The 18,020-nt window shown below is 66.2% G+C and carries 5 protein-coding genes; 4 read left to right on the forward strand and 1 reads right to left on the reverse strand.

The window, feature by feature from the left end; translation table 11 throughout:
• Positions 1-24 precede the first annotated feature (24 nt).
• The 3 genes from H045_RS09105 to H045_RS09115 are packed head-to-tail and all read left to right on the forward strand — an operon-like array spanning position 25 to position 15,428.
• Positions 25-10,065 (forward strand): non-ribosomal peptide synthetase, encoded by a 10,041-nt coding sequence (locus H045_RS09105; protein ID WP_015372159.1) that lies wholly within the window; start codon positions 25-27, stop codon positions 10,063-10,065.
• Complete coding sequence (locus H045_RS09110; RefSeq protein ID WP_015372160.1) at positions 10,062-13,787, forward strand: non-ribosomal peptide synthetase; 3,726 nt, start codon at positions 10,062-10,064, stop codon at positions 13,785-13,787. Before H045_RS09105 ends, H045_RS09110 begins: the two co-directional genes overlap by 4 nt.
• Entirely contained in the window at positions 13,788-15,428 is a 1,641-nt protein-coding gene (locus H045_RS09115) for a cyclic peptide export ABC transporter (protein ID WP_015372161.1), read from the forward strand.
• Here H045_RS09115 and fhuF read toward each other — a convergent pair.
• Positions 15,419-16,075: a siderophore-iron reductase FhuF gene (gene fhuF / locus H045_RS09120; RefSeq protein ID WP_015372162.1), complete on the reverse strand. Its 657-nt coding sequence runs from the start codon at positions 16,073-16,075 to the stop codon at positions 15,419-15,421. The two genes, H045_RS09115 and fhuF, sit on opposite strands and share 10 nt — an antisense overlap.
• Positions 16,076-16,301: 226 nt before the next feature.
• On the opposite strand from fhuF, the gene H045_RS09125 reads away from it, so the two are divergent.
• On the forward strand, positions 16,302-18,005 hold the full coding sequence (locus tag H045_RS09125; RefSeq protein ID WP_015372163.1) for an ABC transporter ATP-binding protein/permease: 1,704 nt from the start codon (positions 16,302-16,304) through the stop codon (positions 18,003-18,005).
• The last annotated feature ends 15 nt before the right edge of the window (positions 18,006-18,020 follow it).

Below are 18,020 nucleotides of genomic sequence, written 5' to 3' on the forward strand. Positions count from 1 at the left end.
GCATTTGAAATGGATCGCACAACCATGAACAACATCGAAGACATCTACTCCCTGTCGCCGACCCAGCACGGTTTGCTGTTTCACAGCGTGGTCGAGCCCGATTCGCGGGTGTACTACCAGCAACTGAGCCTGGAGATGAACGGCCCGCTACAACTGCCAGCGTTTCGCGCCGCCTGGCAGGCCCTGATGCAACGCCACGCGGTATTGCGCAGCGCGTTTCTGTGGGAAGACCTCGACGATGCTTATCAAGTGGTGCAGTCCGAGCTGAGCCTGCCCTTGAGCGAACTCGACTGGCAGGGCCGCAGCGACAGCGACACCGCGCTGCAGCAACTGGCCCTCGATCAACGCGCCGAACCGCTGGAACTGAACGACGCGCCGCTGATGCGCGTGGCCCTGGTGCGCCTCGAACCGCAGCGCTGGCACCTGATCTGGACCTTTCATCACATCATCATGGACGGCTGGAGCGTGGGCATCGCGATTCAGGAATGGCAGGCGCTCTACTACGAGCACGCCCATGGTCGTCCGGCCAATCTGCCGCCGACGCGCGCCTACCGCGACTACATTGCCTGGCTGGCCGAGCAGGACATGGCCGCCACCGAAAGTTTCTGGCGCGGGCAGTTGCAGGATGTCAGCGAACCCACCCCGCTGCCCGACTTCGGCCTGCGCCTGACAGCGCCTGCCGACGCACCCTGCGCCGAACGCGAACACCGCCTGAGCATCGAGGAAACCGAACAACTGGCGCAGTTCGCCCGTCGCCATCACCTGACCCTCAACACCCTGATCCAGGGCGCCTGGGCGCTGCTGCTGGGCCAACACGCCGGGCGCGATGACGTGATCTACGGTGTCACCGTGGCCGGTCGCCCGGAAAACCTGGCTGCCATCGACAGCACCGTCGGCCTGTTCATCAACACCCTGCCCCTGCGCGTGCAGTGGTCCGAAGGGCCGGCGCTGGTGGACTGGCTGCAACAGTTGCAGCAAGCCAACAGCGACCTGCGCCACCACGCGTATCTGCCGCTGGGCAAGCTCAAGTCGATGAGCCGCATCGCGGCCGAGCAGGCGCTGTTCGACTCGATCCTGGTGTTCGAAAACTTCCCGGTCACCGATGCGCTCAACCAGGACGCCGGTGGCCTGAGCTTCGCCGACCCGAACCGCGAGCACTCAAGCGATGGCCTGACCCTGACCCAGGGGCGCAACCATTTCCCGTTGTCGCTGATTGTGGTGCCGGGCGAGCAGCTGCATTACCTGTTCAGCTATAACCGCAGCCGTTTCAGCGACGAGGAAATCGCCCTGCTGTCGGCGCAATTGCGCACGGTGCTGCTGGCCATGGCCGCGCTGCCGCAGTGCCGGATTGCGGATATCGACTGGCTGGGCGCGCAGGAGCGCGAGCAGTTGCAAGCACTCGGTCGCGGTGCGGCGCTCGCGGTGCCGCACCTGGGCCTGCATCAGCGCTTTGAGCAACAGGTCGCCGCTGCACCGGAGCAACCGGCGCTGCGCGACCGCGACGGTGTACTGAGTTACGGCGAACTCGACCAGCGCGCCAATCGTCTCAGCCAGCACCTGTGTGCCCAGGGCATCGGCCGGCACAGCCAGGTGGCGCTGGGCCTGGAGCGCAGTGCCGATTTTGTGATCGCCCTGCTCGCCACCCTCAAAGCCGGCGCCGCCTACCTGCCGCTGGACCTCAAACAACCCGTCGGACGCCTGGCCGACGTGCTGCAGGACAGCCGCGCCGCGCTGTTGATCGGCGCCACGGCAACGCCCCTGCTGACACGCTTGGGTGAACACACACCGTTGCTGTGCCTGGACGCCCAGGCCGCAGCGATTGCCGCCCGGCCCGCCACCGCGCCGGTGGTCGAACACAGCCTGGATGACGCGGCCTACGTGATCTACACCTCCGGCTCCACCGGCACGCCGAAGGGCGTGGTGGTCGAACACCGCGCCATCGTCGATTACCTGAGCGCGGTGCACAGCGTGCTGCAGCCGCCCGCCGCCGCGCGTTATGGCCTGTTGTCGAGCATCGCCGCTGATTTGGGCCACACCCAGCTGTTCGGCGCGCTGTGCAGCGGCGCCAGCCTGTTGCTGGTGGATGACGAGAGCGCCTTCAGCCCGCTGGCCCTGGCGCAGTTGTTCAGCGAGTTCCCGGTGGACGTGCTGAAAATCACCCCGAGCCACCTCAGCGGCCTGTTGCAGGCCCTGCCGGATGCGCGGTTACTGCCCACGGCCCTGCTGGTGTTTGGCGGCGACGCCCTGAGCCCGGCGCTGCTGGCTCAGGTAAACACGCTGGCGCCCGGCCTGCGGGTGTTCAACCACTATGGGCCGAGCGAGGCGACGGTGGGCGCGATTGCCACCGAACTCACAGCGGGCCAGCCCCGCATTGCCCTTGGCCGGCCGCTGCCGAACCGCCAACTGCGCGTAGTCGACGCCCAGGATCGCGACGTGGCCACCGGCATCAGCGGCGAACTGCTGATCAGCGGCGCTCTGGCCCGTGGCTACCTGCACCGCAACGACCTGACGGCGGAACGCTTCCACCTGGATGAGCGGCAACAGCGCTGGTACCGCACGGGTGACCGCGTGCGCTGGCTGGTGGACGGGCAACTGGCGTTCCTCGGCCGCGTCGACAGCCAGGTGAAGATTCGTGGTAATCGCCTGGAATTGGGCGAAGTTGAAGCGCAGATCCGCCGCCTGTCGCCGCTGATCGAACAGGTGGTGGTGCGCGCACTCGATCTGGAGGGCAGCCTGCGTCTGGTCGCCTATCTGGTGGCCAGCCAGTCACTGTCGGCGCTCAAGCTGCGCAACGACCTGGGCAGCCGCGTGCCGGACTACATGGTGCCGGCGCACTTCATCACCCTGGATGAACTGCCCCTGACCCGCAACGGCAAGGTCGATGTGCAACGCCTGCCGTTGCCCCACGCCACCCGCGACGACAGCGCCGATTATGTGGCCCCGCGCAACGACGTCGAACGCCTGCTGGCGGCGATCTGGCAGGACGTGCTCAAGCGCGAACAGGTTGGCGTCAACGACAATTTCTTCGCCATCGGTGGCGATTCGATTCTGAACCTGCAAATCATCGCGCGGGCCAACCAGCAAGGGCTCAAGCTCACCCCACGGCAACTGTTCGAGAACCGCACCGTCGCCGATATCGCCCGCGTGCTCGGCGCCGATGCCAGCCAGGCGGTGGCGCAGCAGCAAGCCGAAGGTTATGGGTTGCCGCTTGGCGCGGGCCAGCGCGCGCGTCCGGAACAAGGCCCGCTGACCGCCACCTGGCGTTGCGTGGCCCTGGCGCAGCCGCTGGACAGCGGGTTGCTCGGCCAGGCCCTTGCCGCCTTGCAGCACCATCATCAGGCCCTGCGTCTGGGGTTCGACGCGGACTGGCAACAGCGCGTGCTGGCCGCGCCCAAGGCGGCCGCGATCAGCAGCGGCGAATACCTGCCACACCAATTGCAGGCGCTGGCCCAGGCCGCGGTCGATGAGCTGGACCTGCACGCCGGGCAAACGCTGCACGCCAGCCTGCTGGGCGACGGGCACCTGCTGCTGGCCGCGCATCCGCTGTGTGTGGACGACGCCTCGTGGCCGTTGCTGCTCACCGACCTCAACCTGGCGCTGAGCCAGTTGCGCCTGCAACGGCCGGTGCGGCTGTCCTATCACGGCGGCAACTTCACCCCCTGGGCGCGCCATCAGCAAGACCACGCCCACAGCGATGCCCTCGATGATGCGTGGGAACACTGGCTGCAATTTGCCGCGATGGACACGCTGCAACTGCCCGCCAGCGGGCAACCGAGCCAGGTAGTCGAGCACAGCCTGAGCGACGAGACTTCCGGCGCCTTGAAACGCCTGGCCGAAGTGCTGCACCTGGACTGGAACAGCCTGCTGGCCACCGCCGTGGCCGAACAGTGCGGCCACGGCCTGCTGGCGCTGGACATGTACGCCGCACGCCCGGCCGCCGAGCGCTTGCCGGTGCAGTCGCCCATCGCCTTTGCCGACCTGGAGCCGCAACGCATCATCGGCGCGCTGGACCTGCCGGTGCCGGTGTTCCTGCACACCGACGCCGGCACCGCGCTGCAACGCCTGCACGTCGTGGCCGCACAACTGCGTGCCTACCCGCAACACGGCGCCGACTATGGCGTGCTGCGCTACCTGTCGGACAACACCTACCTGCAGGAACCGTTGCTCGACTTGCCCAAGGCCGACATCGCGATCCACTGGCGCGGCGACCTCGACAGCCACCGCGAACCCCATGGCGCCCTGGCGCAGGTCACCGCCGCCGACCTGCCCGTGGCCACGGCCCATGCCTTGCACATCCAGGCCCACTGGCAGGACGGCCAACTGCACCTGCGCTGCGAAGGCCCGCTGGCCGGCCACTGGACACTGCAACTGGCCGAGCGCCTGGCAAGCCTGGCGGCGTTGGCGGCCGCGCCGGATCTGCGCCCCGACAGCGCCGCCTTCCCGCTGTGCCACAGGCAAGCCGCGACCCTCGCCGCCGAGCCGCTGGACTGGTCGAACCTGGAAGACGTGTACCCGTTGTCGTCGATGCAACAGGGCATGCTGCTGCACACCCTGCTGCAACCCCACAGCGGCATCTATCTGATGCAGCAGCGCTACAGCTGGGACGGCGTGCTGCAACGCCCGGCGATGGAAATGGCCTGGCAGGTGTTTCTCGACCGCCACCCAATGATGCGCACCGCGTTCCGCTGGCAGGATGACCACGAGCCGCTGCAATGCGTGTACCGCCACACCGCGCCGGCATTCGACTGGCAGGACCTGCGTCATCTGGATGACGCGCAGCAACGCAAGGCCATGGACCAGGCGCTGGAAGCCCAGCGCGTGCAGGGTTTCGACATGGCGGTTGCGCCGCTGACCCACCTGCGCGTGTTCCAGCTCGCTGAACGCCGATTCGCCGTGGTGCGCAGCTTCCACCATATCCTCACCGATGCCTGGTGCTTCGGCCTGCTGATGGAGGACCTGCTGGCGATCTATCAGGCGGTTGTGCATCAGGAACCGGTGGCGCGCCCGCGTTTTCGTTCGTTCCGCGGCTATATGAGCTGGCTGGAACGCCAGGACATGGCCGCTGCCCACGCCTTCTGGCAAGCGGACCTGGCCGGTTTCAGCGAGCCGACGCCGTTGCATCTGGACGGTGCCCCCGCCCGCGCGGAACAGGCGCCGGAGGCGGTCGGCGACCTCGACCAGACCCTGAGCATCAGCCAGACCCAACGCTTGCAGCAGCTGTGCCAGCACTACCAGTTGACGCCCAACACCTGGATCCAGGGCGCCTGGGCCTTGCTGTTGTCGCGCTACAGCGGCAATCGCGACGTGCTGTTCGGCGTCACCGTGGCCGGTCGCCCGACCGAGCTTGCCGGGGTCGAGGAAATGGTCGGCCTGTTTATCAACAGCCTGCCGCTGCGCCTCGACGTCGACCCCGAAGCACCGGTTGCCGGCTGGTTGCAGGCGTTGCTGTCGCATAATGCGCGACTGCGCGAACACGAAAGTGCCTCGTTGGTGGATATCCAGCGCAGCAGCGGCGTACCGCGCGGGCAACAACTGTTCGACAGCCTGGTGGTGTTCGAAAACGCGCCGCTGGACATCAGCAGCGTGCAACTGGACGCCTTCAGCATCGACATCTATGAAGACCGCGTGCACACCAACTTCCCGATGACCGTGGTGCTGTACCCCGGCGACCGCCTGGGCATTCGCCTGTCCTATGACAGCCAGCGGTTCAGCGCCGACAGCGTGCAGCGCATGCTCGGGCATCTTGTGCAATTGCTGTCGAGCATGCTGGAGGCTCCCGAGGCAACGCTGGGCAGCCTGCACATGCTGGCGCCCGCCGAGCGTCAGCAGTTGCAGGTGGAATGGAACCGCAGCGCGGTGGATTTCCCGCTGACCCAGGGTTACGCCGCGCTGTTCGCCGAGCAGGTACGTCGCCGACCGCAGCAGATCGCCGCCGTGCACCTGCAGGATTCCCTGACCTACGCAGAACTGGACCGCCGCGCCAACGCCGTCGCCCATGCCCTGCACCGCGCGGGTGCCGGCCCGGAAACCCTGGTGGCACTGTTTGCCGAGCGCGGCCTGACCTTGCTGACCCTGATGCTGGGCACGCTCAAGGCCGGTGCCGCGTTCCAGGCGCTGGATATCCAGCAGCCGGCCGCGCGCCTGGCCGAGCTGCTGAACCTGGGTGAAGCGCCGCTGTTGCTGGTGTGCGACAGCGCCAGCGGTGTGCTGGAAGGCGTACTGCCGCAGTTGCTCAAGCAGCCGACTTGCCTGGTCGCGCAGGCACTGTGGCAAGGCGAGGCCCGCCCCGCCGTGACCTACACGCACAACCCCGAGCAGTTGGCCTATGTGATTTTCACCTCCGGTTCCACCGGTACGCCCAAGGGCGTGATGGTGGAACAGCGCGGCATGCTCAATAACATCTTCGGCAAGGTACCGGCCCTGGGCCTGGGCGAACACGACCGCATCGCCCAGACCGCCTCCGCCGCCTTCGATATTTGCGTGTGGCAGTTCCTCGCCGCGCCGCTGGTGGGTGCCACCGTGCATATCCTGCCGGACGCCGAGGCCCATGACCCGCTGGCTTTGCTCGAGGCGGTGCAAACGCAGCAACTGACCCTGCTGGAAACCGTGCCCGCGCTGATTCGCGGCCTGTTGCAGGAGGCCCGCGACGAGCACCGTTTGCCCACCCTGCGCTGGCTGCTGCCCACCGGCGAGGCGTTGCCGCCGGCGTTGGCCCGAGACTGGTTTGCACGCTTCCCGACCATCCCGTTGATGAACGCTTACGGCCCTGCCGAGTGTTCGGATGACGTGGCGTTCTACCCGATCACCCAGGCACCGGACGCTGACTGCCTGCACATGCCGATTGGCCGGCCGACCGCGAACAACCAGGTGTTTGTGCTCGACAGCGCGCTGCGCAGCGTGCCCATCGGCGTGCCGGGCGAACTGTGCATCGGTGGCGCCGGCGTGGGCCGTGGCTACCTGCGCGACCCGCAGCGCACCCGCGAAGCCTTCGTCGATCATCCGTTCGAGCCAGGCGCGCGCCTGTACCGCAGCGGCGATATCGGCCGTCTGCGCGCCGATGGCGTGATCGAATACCTGGGCCGACGCGATCAGCAGGTGAAGATTCGTGGCCATCGCATCGAACTGGGCGAGATCGAAAACCGCCTGATGCAGCACCCAGCCGTGCAGAGCGCCGCAGTGCTGGCCCTGCCGGATGCCCGTGGCGCCCTGCAACTGGTGGCGTTCCCTGTGCTCGACAGCGCCTTCGACGGCGATGCGCAGTCGGTGCTGAGCGCCCATCTGGCCGCGCAACTGGCCAGCTACATGGTGCCGGCGCGCTGGGTGGCACTGGCGCAGTTGCCGTTGAATGCCAATGGCAAGGTCGACCGCCGGGCTCTCGCCGCGCTGGATATGCCCCAGGCCGCAGCGGCCGACGGCGTGTCGATTGCCCCGCGCACGCCGACGGAAAAAGTCTTGGCCGAGTTGTGGCAGGCGATTCTCGGCGTGCCCAGTGTCAGCGTGCACGATGACTTCTTCGCCATTGGCGGCCACTCGCTGCTGGCCACGCAAATGCTCTCGCGCATTCGCCGACGCTTGAACGTCAGCCTGCCGCTGCGCGTGCTGTTCGAAGGCGGCACCCTGGAGCAACTGGCGCAGGTGGTGGATCAACAGGCCCAAGTGGCCGACGAGGACGAGATCGTGCCGGTGCCCCGCAACCGTACGCTGGCGTTGTCCTACGCCCAGCAACGGCTGTGGTTCCTCGACCGTTTCGAAGGGCCGAACGCGGCCTATAACATGTCCAGCGTGGTGCGCCTGCGTGGCGCGCTGGATATCGCCGCCCTGCAGCAGGCGTTGCAGCACGTGTTGCAACGGCACGAATCGCTGCGCACCAGCTTTCATCTGGACGGCGAGCAGCCGTGCCAGGTGATTCATCCGGCGCCGACGCTCGACCTCACGCCGCTCACGGTGCAGGCGGATGCCCTGCAAACCGTGATCGATCAACAGTCCGCCCAGCCGTTTAATCTGCAACAGCCGCCGATGCTGCGCGCGCAGTTGCTGCACCTGGGCGCGGATGACCATGTGCTGCAACTGGTGCTGCACCATATCGCCACGGACGCCTGGTCCATGGGCATCCTGATTCAGGAGTTGATCACCGGCTACCAGGCCTATACCGGCGGCACCACCCCGGTGCTTGCCGCGCTGCCTATCCAGTACGCCGATTACGCGCAGTGGCAACGCAGCGAAGCGCAACAACGCCATTTGGCGCGTGCCATCGACTATTGGCGGCGCCAGCTCGACGGCGCGCCGATGCTGATCCCGTTGCCGCTGGATGCGCCGCGCCCGACGCAGCCGGACTATCAGGGCGCGTCATTGATCCAGCATTTCAACCCGGCCCAGACCCAGGTGCTCAAGGCGTATGCCCAGGCACACAAGGCGACGCTGTTCATGCTGTTGCTCAATGCGTTCAACAGCCTGTTGCAGCGGGCCACCGGCGCCCATGACTTTATCGTCGGCACCGACCTGGCCAACCGCGAGCAGGCGGCGCTGGAAAACCTGATCGGCTTCTTCGTCAACGTGCTGCCGATTCGTGCACGGCTTGATGCCAACGACACCTTCGACAGCCGCCTGCAACGCCTGCGCGAGGACTGCCTGGCCGCGTTCCAGCACCAGCAGGTGCCGTTCGACAAACTGGTGGAGACGCTGCAACCGCCGCGTATTGCGGGAGTGAACCCGTTGGTGCAGGTATTGTTCGTGATGCAGAACACGCCGCAGGGCACCGCCAGCCTGGCGGACCTGGCGGTGGAACACCTGGAACCGCAACAGCAGACCAGCAAGTTCGACCTTGCCGTGTTTGTCGAGGAAGACGACAGCGGCCTGCAGGTGCGCTGGGTCTATCGCACCAGCGTGTTGCAGGCGCAGACTGTTGAACGCCTGGAGCAAGGCTTTGCGCAACTGCTCGACAGCCTGACGTTGCAGGACTGGACCTGGCGCCTGCACGCGGATGCCCCGGCGGCCATCGATGAGACGCAAGCGCGCAGCGAGCGCAAGCAGTCGAAGATGAGCAAGCTGAAGAACACCCGCGCCACCGCCGTCAGCCAACTGGCCCACGAGCAGGTGCGCACCCGCACCCTGGGCGAGGCGCAACCGCTGCCGCTGGTGATCGAACCGTTGCTGACGGACCTGGACCCGGTGCATTGGGCGGTGCAGGCGCGCGAGTGGATCAACGCGCAGTTGCGCACCCACGGCGGCCTGCTGTTTCGCGGGTTCAACCTGCCGGATGCCGCCGCTTTCGAGCAGTTCGCCCAGGCCATCGAACCGGACCTGTACGGCACCTACGGTGACCTGCCGAAGAATAAATCCGGCAAGAATATCTACCACTCCACGCCGTACCCGGAACAGCACATGATCCTGTTCCACAACGAGAGCTCGCACATGGCGCAATGGCCGCGCAAGCAGTGGTTCTTCTGCGAGATCCCGGCGCCACGGGGCGGTTGCACGCCGATTGTCGACTGCCGCCAGGTGCTGGCGCAGTTGCCGCCGGACATCGTCGCGCGGTTCAAGGCCCTGGGCCTTTTGTATGTGCGGCACTTCACCGACAAGCTGGACGTGCGCTGGCAGGACTTCTTCAAGACCGAGCAGCGTGAAGAGGTGGAGCGTCAGTGCCGACAGTCGGGCATGCAGTGGGAGTGGCTGGGCACGGACAACCTGAAGATCGCCCAGCAGTGCCCGGCGATTGTGGCGCACCCGGACACCGGCGAGGCCTCGTTTTTCAACCAGGTGCAGTTGCACCACAGCGCCTGCCTGGAACCGGAGGTGCGCAGCAACCTGATCAACCTGTTCGGCGCCGGCAACTTGCCGCGCAACGTGTATTACGGCGACGGCAGCGTGATCGAAGACGCGGTAATGGCGGTGATCGGCGCCGCCTACGAGGCCTGCGCGGTGCGCTTTGCCTGGCACAAGGGCGACATGGTGATGCTCGACAATATGCTGGTGGCCCATGCCCGCGACCCGTTTGAAGGCGAGCGCAAAATCTGCGTGGCCATGGGGCAGATGATGAACCGCGAACAACTGGGGGAACAGCCATGAGCAACCACGAGGCAGCGTTCGCCCTGTCGCCACAGCAACGCAGCCAATGGCTGGCGAACGCGCCGGCGGCCCGCCTGGTGCTGCAAGTGCATGGCGCCACCGCGCTGGCGCAGCTGCGTGAACGGCTCGCGGCGCTGGCGCAGGTGCATGACGCACTGCGCCTGCACACCCGGCCGGAGCCGGGCATGCAGGTGCCGTTGCAACGCGTCGGCGCCGACAGCGTGGTCAGCATCGATGTGCAGGCGCTGGACGCCGAGGTGCAACGGGTGACCGTGCAGTTGCCCGCGCTGGCGGCCGACCGTGGCACGCTGCTGCGCCTGGTGCAGGCGCTGGGTGCGGCGCAACCGCCGCAGGCTGACGCCGAAGCAATGACCTACACCCAATACAGCGCCTGGATCCACGACCTGCAGGCCGATGAGGATGCAGCGCAGGGACGCCAGTACTGGGCCGACCTGGCCGTGGGTCAACAGGCCGGCACCGAACTGTTGTACCGCGAAGCACGCAACGACAGGGCCGACACGCCGTTGACCACCTGCGTGAAGCTTGATCCCGTGTTGAGCGCTGCGTTGCAGGCCCACGCCGCACCGGCCGAACACCTGCTGATGGCCGCCTGGGGCGTGCTGTTGCAGCGGTTGAGCGCCACAGACAGTCCGGCCCTCACCCTCAATTGGGTGCATGACTGCCGTGACGACTATGAAGAGCTGGCCGATTGCTGGGGATTGTTCGCCAAGGCGCTGCCGCTGCCGTGGCAAGCGGCGCTGGAGCGTCCGTTCGGCGAGGCCCTGGCAACGATGCAAACACAGTGTGAGGACGTGGGCGAATGGCAGGAATACTCGCCGGCCGATGCCTCATCGCCTTATGGCTTTCAGTGGAGTCCTGCGCTTGATGCTGGCGCCAGCCCGTTCAAGGTGCTGGAAGTGGCGGCCATCCCGGCCGGCATGGAGCTGCTGCTGATCGCCGAAGATCACCGCCTGACGCTCTGCCATCAGGCCAGTCGTTACAGCACCCGAGCCGCTGAAACCCTGCTGGAACAACTGCAATCGCTGCTGCGGGACGCCCTCGCCCACCCCGCCAGGCCGCTGGCTGAACTGTCGCTGGCGGCGCCGGGGTTTGCGGCGACACTCGCGGCGCGCCATCAGGGCGTCACGCCGCCCTTCGCCAGTGTGCCGGCGCGCTTCAACGCCTGCGCCCCGGGTTTTGCCGAACACCTGGCCCTGCGCGATTCAAACCAGCACCTGAGCTACGCCGAACTGCATGCGCGCAGTAATCAACTGGCGCATTACCTGCGCGGCCAGGGCATCGGTCGTGAGGACCGCGTGGCGCTGTACCTGGACCGCTCGGCGCCGATGGTGCTGGCCATGCTTGCCGTGCTCAAGAGCGGCGCGGCCTTTGTGCCGCTGGACGTGCACCAGCCTGCGCAACGCTCCCTGGCGATCCTGCAACAGGCGCAGCCGCGCTTTGTGCTGACCGGGGCCGCTGGCGGCGCGCCGCTGCTGGCGTCGATGGGCAGCCTCGATCTGCGCGACACCGCCCTGTGGCAACAGGCGCCCATGACCGACCTGGGCGATGACGTGCTGCCCTCGGATGCGGCCTATGTGCTGTTCACCTCGGGCAGTACCGGCGTACCCAAGGGCGTGATCGTCGAACACGCGCAACTGGCCAGCTATGTGTCCAGCGTGTCCACGCGCCTGCAGCTGCAAGCCGGTGAGCGCAGCGCCGTGGTCACCTCCCTGGCCGCCGACCTGGGTTACACCCTGCTGTTTCCCGCCTTGCTCAGCGGCGGTGAACTGCACCTGCTGGACAAGATCACCGCGATGGACGCCCAGGCCTGGGCCGCCTGGCAGGCGCACTACCCGGTCGACCATCTGAAAATCGTGCCGTCGCTGCTCGATGCCTGGCTGATGCACGCGCAAAGCGCCGCCGTGCTGCCACGCAGGCAATTGATCCTTGGCGGCGAGAGCTGTTCGCAGCGCCTGCTGCAGTCGATCCGCCAGTTCGCCCCGGGGCTGACGCTCTTCAATCACTACGGGCCGACGGAAACCACCGTGGGCGTTGCCATGCACAGGCTCGACCCGGCCTGTGACTACCGGCGTCTGCCCCTGGATGATCGGCTCGACGGCATGCGTCTGTACCTGCTGGATGAACAGCAGCGGCTGGCGACGCCGGGGCAGCATGCCGAGCTGTATATCGCCGGGCCGCAACTGGCGCGCGGCTACCTGGACACGCCACATACCGCCGAACGTTTTATCGAGCGCGACGGCGAGCGGCTGTACCGCACCGGTGACCGTGCGCGCTATCGCCACGACGCCAGCCTGGACATCACCGGCCGGAGCGATCGCCAGGTCAAGGTGCGCGGCTTTCGCATCGAGCTTGACGAGATCCAGGCGCAGCTCGCCGGCCTGCCGGGCGTGGCCCAGGCGGCGGTGGAGTGCCTGCCCAAGGGTGAACTGGGCCAGCAACTGTTTGCCTTCGTGACCCTGGCGCCCGGACAGTCTATGAGCGTGGCGCAACTGCACGGTCAGGCCCAGGATCGCCTGCCGGATTACATGCTGCCGAGCCTGCGCATCGTCGAGGCATTGCCGCTGATGGGCAACGGCAAGCTCGACCGCAAGACCCTGCAGGAATGGGCTGACCAGGTGCAGGGCGGCGTCGGCGGGGCGTTGCCGCGCACACCGCTGGAGGCGCTGCTGGCCCAGACCTGGGCGCAGGTGCTGGGCCTGGAACGGGTGGGCATCGAGGATGATTTCTTTGCCCTGGGCGGGCATTCGCTGGCGGCGGTGAGCCTGGCCAGCCGCCTGCAGACCGTGCTGGCGGCGCCGGTCACGGTGAACGCGGTATTCAATGCGCCGAGCGTGGCGGCCTTTGCTGCGCTGGTGCAGGCCGAATTCAAGCTGTCGCCACTGGCACGGCTGTCGGCGCCGGGCGCAGGGGCGAATCTGTTCTGCTTTCACCCTTCCACCGGGCATGTGCAGGATTACCGCCCACTGCTGCCCCATCTGCCGCACTGGCAACTGTGGGGGTTGCAAAAACTGGGTGATGACGACACGGTGGGCGACGGCGATATCGACGGGCTCGCGGCGCGCTATGTCGAGCACCTGCGTGCTCAACAGCCGCACGGCCCTTATCACTTGCTGGGCTTTTCCCTCGGTGGTCTGCTGGCGATCACCGCTGCGGCGCAGTTGGAGCGCTGCGGTGAACAGGTGGCGTTTCTCGGCATCCTCGACTCGCAATACGCGCGCAGCGCAGATGAAGACAGCATCGAGACCTTGCTGGCCGACGCCGCGCAGGCGCTCACGGCAAACAGTCAGGCGGTGCTGCGCGGTTTACCGGCGCAGGCGATGGCCGAGTTGACCGCGCAACTGGCTGCCCTGCCCGCCGCGCAGCGCTTGCCTGCCCTGGCGCAATGGGCGCAGCAGCAAGGCCTGCAGCTCGATGGCGACAGCTGGGAACACCTGCACACGCGGCTTGGCCATCAGCAGCAAACCCGGCAGTTGCTCGCCAGCTTCCAGCCGCCACGGCTGCGCTGCCCGGTGCAGGTATGGTGGGCGGACGCCACGCTGGGCGAGGCGGATTTTGCCGACCCGCAGTGGCAACAGTTGAGCAGCGGTGCTTACACCTGTGAGGTGGTGCAAGCGCAGCACTTGAACATCCTTGCGCAACCCTCGGTGCATCAACAGCTGGCGGCCGGCCTTGCGGCCCTGGCGACAGACGGAGCAGTTTGAATGGATTTGCTGATACTCATGGCCAAGCGCTCGTGGCGCGCCCTGCTGGTGGCGACACTCACCGGGTTGGCCTGTGGGCTCGCGGCGGCCGGGTTGATCGCGATGATCAACCACAGCCTCACGGTGTTCGACCAACTGCGCCCGATTGACGGCCTGTACTTCGGCGCGCTGGTGCTGCTGGTGGCGGTGTCACGGATCATTTCCGACATTAGCCTGCTGCGCCTGGGCCAGGCGGCGGTCAACGATATGCGCCTGCACCTGAGCGCCAAACTGATCGACACGCCCTACGCGCAATTGCAGCGCCTGGGCAAGCACCGACTGCTGGCGGTGTTGACCGACGACACGCAAACCATCAGCCAGGCGGTGGAGCTGGTGCCGGTGCTGCTGGTCAACGGCGGGATCATCCTCGCCTGCCTCGGTTACCTGGGTTGGCTGAGCCTGCCGTTGCTGGGCCTCACGGTGTTGCTGATCGTGCTCGGCAGCCTGAGTTTCAACTGGCCGCAGCGCAAGGCACTGACGTCGATCTCGCGCGCGCGCGAACTCAAGGATCAGTTGTTCGAGCACTATCGCCTGCTCACCGACGGCAGCAAGGAGCTGCAACTGAACCACCCGCGCCGCCAGCACTTTTTCAGCAGGCTGCTGCTGCCGACCAGTCAGCAATACCGACGGGACTTCGTGCGTGGCATGAGCATTTACGCGGTGGTGCTCAACTGGGGCAACGCGGTGTTTTATCTGCTGATCGGCGTGGTGCTGTTCGTGGCGCCGCGCTTTATCGACCTCAGCGTGAGCCTGGTGACGGGCTATATCCTCGCGATCCTGTACATGATCACGCCGCTCTCGGAACTGATGCACGCGGTGCCGACCCTGGGCCGCGCCAGCGTCGCGCTGAACAAGATCCGCGCGCTGGAAGGCCAGATGCACAGCGCCGACGAGACCCTGGAAACCTTCGCGCCGACGCAGGTACGCAGCCTGGTGTGCCGTGACGTCACCCACACCTACTACCGCGAGCGCGAGGACGGGCATTTCACCCTGGGGCCGATCAGCGTCACCTTGAAGGCCGGCGAAGTGGTGTTCATCGCCGGCGGCAATGGCAGCGGCAAGACCACCCTGGCGCTGCTGCTGACCGGCCTGTATCGCCCGGAGGGCGGTGACGTGATGCTTGACGAGCAAGTGTCTTCCAGCGCTGACAACCACCATTTCCGCCAGCACTTCTCGGCGATCTTCACTGACTTCTGCCTGTTCGAAAACCTGTTCGACGGCGACAACCCGAAGCTGGTGCAGCAGGCGCAGGACTACCTGGTGCACCTGCAACTGGATCACAAGGTGCAGATCGAACAGGGCCGCCTGACCACGCTGGCGCTGTCCACCGGGCAACGCAAACGCCTGGCGTTGCTCAGTGCCTACCTGGATGACCGGCCGTGCTACCTGTTCGATGAGTGGGCGGCGGATCAGGATCCGGTGTTCAAGCACTTTTTCTACACGCGGATCCTGGCCGACCTGCGCGCGCGCGGCAAACTGGTGATCGTGATTTCCCATGATGACGCGTATTTCGGCCTGGCCGACCGCCTGCTGCGCATCGAGCATGGGCGCCTGAGTGAGGCGCCGCTGGCAGCCGGCGTGGCGCTGGAAGCTCAGTCGTAGAGCGAGTGCAGGTAACCGACCTGCTCGGCCAGCGGCAGGCGGTGCAGTTTGGGGCAGGACTCGCAAAGCACCAGCGGCTCACCCTCCACCAGCGGGTGAAGTTGGTAGTGCAGGCAACAATGCCGGCGCAACGGCAGTTGCGGGCAAATCTCGGGGGCGGGCGACGCCACCTGGCGTTGCAGGCCGCGCAATTTCAGGCGGCCTTGGTTGACGGTGACCGGCTCCAGCCAGCGGTGCGCTTCGGCAAAGCCCGGGCGGGACAGATCCGGGTCGAGCCGCGCGAACGCACCGTCCCAGATCGCGACAAAATTGCCCCACAGAATCTTCGGCGCCAGCCCCCCGGCCAGCGCCAGGGTGGCGAACAAGGGCGCGAGGTGCTCGTGCACCCAGCGCGAAAAGTAGTCGGCCCGCTCGGCGGCGGCAAGGGCTGGCAAGGGCCCGGCAAAATGCAACGCCAGCGGCTGACCGGCGTCCAGGCGCAGCACACTGTCGTCGCGCCAGAAGTCGATGGCCTGATCGCGGGTGAGCACGCAGGCCAAGGTGGCCGGCACCACGATGCTCATGTAGTTCATCGACCACTGCGACACCACCGCCGCATTGTTGACGCCCGGGTAGCGCAAGGCAAACTCGGCCAGCACCGGCCGCAACAGCGCAGGCTCGGCGACGCGGCTCAGTGCGAGAAAAGGCTGGTCGTTCGCATCAAGCTGGATGACCCGCTGGATTGGCGGCCAGGCCTGCTTGAGCCATTCTGGAAATTCGATACCGATGCTCCTGTGGCTTTCCCTTATGAATGCAAGCGATTAGCATTGGCGGATCCTATCCTCCCTCCCCTGCAAACTCAACGTCGCCAACGACCGGACATCTTCAGCCCTCATGCATACACTTCGCAATTTCTGGCGCCTGGCACGGCCGTTCTGGACCTCGGAACAGAAATACCCGGCCCTGTTGTTGCTGCTGGGCACGGTGCTGATGAACCTGTGCCTGGTGGGCGTCAATATTCTCAACAACTTCTGGAACCTGCATTTTTATAACGCACTGCAGGCCAAGGATTACCCGGGCTTCATGCTCGGTACGGGGCAGTTCATCCTGCTGCAGGTGGGCCTCGCCGTATTCACCGTGGGCGCGTTTCACTTCCAGCAGAAGCTGACCATCGTGTGGCGACGCTGGGCCACGCGCAACATGCTCGATCAGTGGCTGGGCAGCCAGCGCTACCAGAAACTGAAAATGAGCGAAACCGAGGTCGACAACCCCGACCAGCGCATCGCCGAAGACATCGACCTGTTCATCATCAAGTCGCTCAAGCTCAGCCTGGGACTGCTGACGGCGGTGGTGTCGCTGTTTTCGTTCCTCAATATCCTCTGGCAGGCCTCGGACCTGATCCGCATTCCGCTGGGCGATGGCGGCCTGGTGATCCCCGGGCTGTTGGTGTGGGTGGCGCTGGTGTATGCGCTGGCCGGCACCGGTTTCGCCTTCTGGCTTGGTCGCGCCCTGCCGCACCTGAATTTCATGCAGCAACGGCGCGAGGCCGATTTTCGTTTTTCGTTGATGCGCCTGCGCGAAAACGCCGATTCGGTGGCGCAATACCGTGGCGAGGCGGTGGAAAACCAGCGCTTCAAACAGCGCCTCGAAGCCGCCCTGCAGAACTTCTGGGTGCTGGTGAAAAAGCAGAAGCTGATCATGGGTTATTCGACGTTCTACCTGCGCAGCGCCACGGTGATTCCGATGTTTATCATGGCGCCGCAGTTTTTTGCCGGGGTCTTCACCCTCGGCCGTCTGACCCAGATCAGTGCCGCCTTTGGCGAAGTGCATGCGGCCGTGGCTTACCTGGTGGGCGTGTTCCCGGAGTTGGCCGAATGGAAGTCGGTGATCGACCGGCTGCATGGGTTCCAGAAGCGTCTGGACAACGTCAAGGTCGATTCTGCTGTGGTGCTGACGCAACAGCGTGACGGCTTGCACGTGCGCAACCTGGACATCTGGCTGCCGGACGGCTGCCGCCTGTTCAGCGGCTTCAACCTTGCGCTAAAGCCTGGCGAGAGCCTGCTGATCCGCGCGCCGTCGGGGTATGGCAAGTCCACCCTGATTCGCGCCCTTACCGGGCTCTGGCACCATGCCTCGGGGTCGGTCGCCTATGACCGTGAGCGCGCCCTCACCCTTTCGCAAAAAAACTATCTGCCACTGGGCAGCCTGCGCGAAACCCTCTGGTACCCCAACCCCGCGCCTGCCGGGCAGGACGCGGTGGTACAGCGGCTGCTGGACCAGCTTGGCCTGGCGCACCTGGGGGCGCAACTGGACGAGGAACGCGACTGGGCACAGACCCTGAGCATCGGCGAGCAACAGCGCTGCGCCTTTGTGCGTGCGCTGCTGGCGCGCCCGGCGGTGCTGTTTCTCGACGAGAGCAGCGCGGCGATGGACGCGGCCAACGAAGCGCGTTGCTACCAGTTGCTCAAGGACACGCTGCCACAGACCATCCTCATCAGCGTTGGCCACAATGCCGCACTGGAGCGGTTTCATGGGCAGGTGCTGGAGCTGCGTGACGAGGTGGACTGGGTGCGCCGTGCGGTGAGGCAGCCGGTATAGACGACCTCACTGGCG

Source organism: Pseudomonas poae RE*1-1-14 (assembly GCF_000336465.1).
GTDB lineage: Bacteria > Pseudomonadota > Gammaproteobacteria > Pseudomonadales > Pseudomonadaceae > Aquipseudomonas > Aquipseudomonas poae.